At 75.4% G+C, this 3,525-nt stretch carries 4 protein-coding genes; 2 read left to right on the forward strand and 2 right to left on the reverse strand.

What is annotated here, in order from left to right:
- The coding region (locus tag SM757_RS34590; RefSeq protein ID WP_322468807.1) for an RNA polymerase sigma factor at positions 1 to 991 on the reverse strand (991 nt) is incomplete at its 3' end.
- Positions 992 to 1,086: 95 nt separating this feature from the next.
- Here SM757_RS34590 and SM757_RS34595 point away from each other — a divergent pair.
- Positions 1,087 to 1,803: an oxygen-binding di-iron domain-containing protein gene (locus SM757_RS34595; protein ID WP_322468808.1), complete on the forward strand. Its 717-nt coding sequence runs from the start codon at positions 1,087 to 1,089 to the stop codon at positions 1,801 to 1,803.
- Positions 1,804 to 1,818: 15 nt separating this feature from the next.
- Here SM757_RS34595 and SM757_RS34600 read toward each other — a convergent pair whose 3' ends face one another.
- Entirely contained in the window at positions 1,819 to 2,115 is a 297-nt protein-coding gene (locus tag SM757_RS34600) for an ATP-binding protein (protein WP_084267405.1), read from the reverse strand.
- 37 nt (positions 2,116 to 2,152) lie between these two features.
- Between SM757_RS34600 and SM757_RS34605 the strand changes: the two genes are divergently transcribed.
- Entirely contained in the window at positions 2,153 to 3,352 is a 1,200-nt protein-coding gene (locus tag SM757_RS34605; protein WP_322468809.1) for a toll/interleukin-1 receptor domain-containing protein, read from the forward strand.
- Positions 3,353 to 3,525 lie beyond the last annotated feature (173 nt).

The following is a 3,525-nucleotide window of genomic DNA, read 5'->3' on the forward strand; positions in this document are numbered from 1 at the left end:
GCCCGCGCGCCCGCGGCGCGGCGCCGGCCGCCAAGCGGCGGCAGGCGCGGCAGCGGCACGGCCAAGAATCCCTAAGCTCCTGAGCCCCTGCCCGCGCGCTGTGGCTTGGGCCAGGCGGGGCTTGCGGCTCAGCCGCCTGGGTGGGGGCTGTGGTGAAAGCTGTAGTGGCCCAGCTCGCGCGGGCCCGCGGGCTCCACCAACAGCCGCCGCACGCCGTCCAGCGCGGGCAAGAGCACGACTTCGTTCGCCGTGGCGTCGAAGGGCCGAAGCTGAAATCCGCCGCCACGTCCAGCCGCCGCACGCCCTGCAGCGCGACCTGCAACCGCCCAACCAGCACTTCGTCCTGCGGCGCCGCGCTGCAGTTGACGCTGCCGTTGCAGGGCACGCGGTACTCGCGCAGCCGCAGCCCCTGGGCCGCGAGTCGCTCCACGAAGCGCGGGCCCGCGACGCACTCGCGCAGGCGGGCGATGCCGCGGTGGCGTATCACGCGCACGTTGCCGGCGGTGAGGCCCAGCAATGCGCCCACCTCGGCGGCCGGCCGCTCCTGATGGAAGCTCATGAGCAGCACCGAGCGCCCCTTTTCCGCCAGGTGCTGCAGGCAGTCGGTCAGGCGCTCGTGGTCCAGGCGCGGGGCCTCGTGCAGGTCGGCCATGGCGATCTCGTGCCCGTGGCGCTGCAGCAGCGCCTCGCGCCGGCGGTGGCCGCGCAGCAGCTCCTGCACCGTCAAGCGGCAGGCGCCCAGGACGAAGGAGACCACGCGCTCCGGTTCCCGCAGCGCGCCGCCGCGCAACTGCTCCAGGGTCAGCGCCATCACGTGCTGCATCAGGTCCGCGGCCGCATGCGGGTGGCGCAGGCCGTAGCGGCGGGCGCGCGGCGCCAGCAGGCGGTAGAGCGGGCCCTCCTCCGCCACGGCCGCGCCCGGTGCGGCCGCCGCGATGCGGCAGGCCAGCAGGGCCTCCAGGCCGGGCTCGGTGCTTGGGCTGGCGTCCATGGCGGCGCATGCTTAGCGCGCATCCCCATCGCGGGGTGTAACGCCGCGGCGGCTGGCGACACAAGCTGCCGCCCCGTTCAACCCAGGAGCACGCCATGGACAGCCAGATCACCGAGATCGCCGCCGACATCTACCGCATCCACACGCCGGTGCAGTTGCCCGGCGGCTTCACCTTCAGTTTCAACCAGTACCTGCTGGTGGACGAGGAGCCGCTGCTGTTCCACACCGGGCCGCGCAAGCTGTTCGCGCCGGTGAGCGCGGCCCTCGCGCGCGTGATGCCGCTGGCGCGGCTGCGCCACGTGGCGCTGTCGCACGTGGAGGCCGACGAGTGCGGCGCCATGAACGAGTTCCTGGCCGCGGCGCCGCAGGCCGCGCCGCTGTGCGGGCGCATCGCCGCCATGACCTCCATGGAGGACCTGGCCGAGCGCGCGCCGCGGGCGCTGGCCGACGGCGAGCTGCTGTGCCTGGGCCGGCACACGGTGCAGTGGTTCGACACGCCGCACCTGCCCCATGGCTGGGAGTGCGGGCTGCTCATGGACACCACGACGCGCACCTTCTTCTGCGGCGACCTGTTCACCCAGCCCGGGGCCGGCGATCAGCCGCTCACCGATGCCGACATCCTTGGGCCCAGCGAGGCCTTCCGCCAGGCGATGGACTACTTCGCGCACGTGCCGCACACCCCGGCCACGCTGGAGCGGCTGGCCACCCAAGCGCCCCGGACGCTGGCCTGCATGCACGGCAGCGCCTGGAGCGGCGACGGCGGCGCGCTGCTGCGGGACCTGGCGGGCTGCCTGGCCGCGGGGCGGCCGTAGCCGCCAGGCCGCCGCTCAGCCGCCGCAGGGCCGCACCTGCGAGGCGGGCCGCATGGTGATGGCGTTGAACGGGCAGCGGGTTTCGCAGCGGCTGCAGCCGGTGCAGGGATCGGCCGCCACCAGCACGGCGAACTTGGTCCAGCGCACGGTTTCGAACGCCAGCACGTGCTCCGGGCAAACGGCGATGCAGCGCCCGCAGCCCGTGCAGCGCGCGGGGTCGATGTCCGGCAGCGGGGCGCGGGGCGGGCGCCCGCGCGGCGGCCGGCCTTGTGGCGCGGGCGCGGGAGGGGCAGAGTCTTGCGAGGCGGGCATGGGCTCAATCTAAGGCATCACCCTCGCCCGCCCCGGCATGACGGACCTTTTCATCAACTACCGCCGCCAGGACTGCCCCGCCGCCACGGGCCGGCTGTGCGACCGGCTGCATGCCGAGCTCGGCGCCGACCGGGTCTTCTTCGACGTGGGCGACATCGTGCCCGGCGCGGATTTCGTGGACACGCTGGAGCGCGCCGTGGCCGGCGCCTCGGTGGTGCTCTCGCTGGTTGGGCCGCGCTGGCTGCAGGCGGCCGCCGGCGACGGCAGCCGCCGCCTGGACGACCCGCAGGACTTCGTGCGGCGCGAAATCGAGCTGGCGCTGGCGCGGGGCACGCCCGTGATCCCCGTGCTGCTGGAAGGCGCGGGCATGCCCGCGGCCGAGGCGCTGCCGCCCTCGCTGCGCCCCTTCGCCCGCTGCCAGGCCGTGGCGCTGGCCAACGACCGCTGGGAGGCCGACCTGCGCTCGCTGCTGGACGTGCTGGCGCAGCGCTACGGCATCCACCCCGATCCGGCCCGCGCCCAGGCCCAGCCCGCGCAAGGCCGGACGCGCACGGCGCCGGCGATGGCGGCGGCGATGGTGGCGGACCTGGCCGAGTTGCTCGCGCATCCACGCGCGCTCATCGTCCGGCGGGTACAGGACGGCGTGGCCGCGGGCAGCGGCGGCGCGCTGCTGCCCGCGCTGGCCATGCTGTTGCTGTGCCTGCTGCTGGGCAACCTGCTGTTGGGCGTGGTGATGGAGGGGCCGCTGTACCGCTGGGTGGTGCCGGGCGTGGCCCTGGGGCTGCTGGCTGCCGCGGCGCTGTCGGCCATGCTGGCCGCCGCCTGGCGCGCGGTGCGGCGCGCGCCGTGCTGGCGCAGCGTCGCGCCGCCCTTCGCTTACCTCTATGGCGGCGCGTGGCTGTACTTCTGTGCCGGGGCGTGCGTGATGCTGCTGGGCCTGGAGCTGGCGCAGCCCCATGTGCTGGAGCGCTATCTCGCGCAGGCGGCACAGGCGGGCAGCGCGGGGCTGCCCGCGGCCTCCGCGCTGCTGGCGCAGGCGCTGCACGGACCCGGCATGGCCGGCTTCGTGCTGGGCTTGGCCGCGTGGCTGGCGGGCGGGGCCTGGTGCCTGCGGGGCTGGGCCGTGTTTCGCGTGGCCCTCAATGCCGGCCGCTTGGCCGCCTGGTGCGCCACGCTGCTGTGGCTGTCGCTGCTCGCCAGCTTGGGCGCGCTGGCCGGCTGGGTGGCGGCCGCCTGAGGGCGGCTTGGCTTCGCTGGGCCGTCAGGCCTTGCGGGCGAGCACGGTGCCCAGCGCCGCCACCAGCAGCGCGGCGGCCAGCGCGAACGTGCAGCGCATGCCGTGGGCCAGCGCCTGCGGCGAGGCCGCCTGCAGGCTCACGGCGGCCGAGGCCAGCGAGAACACGCTGCCCA

It is taken from the genome of Azohydromonas lata, assembly GCF_034427735.1.
Classification (GTDB): domain Bacteria; phylum Pseudomonadota; class Gammaproteobacteria; order Burkholderiales; family Burkholderiaceae_C; genus Azohydromonas; species Azohydromonas lata.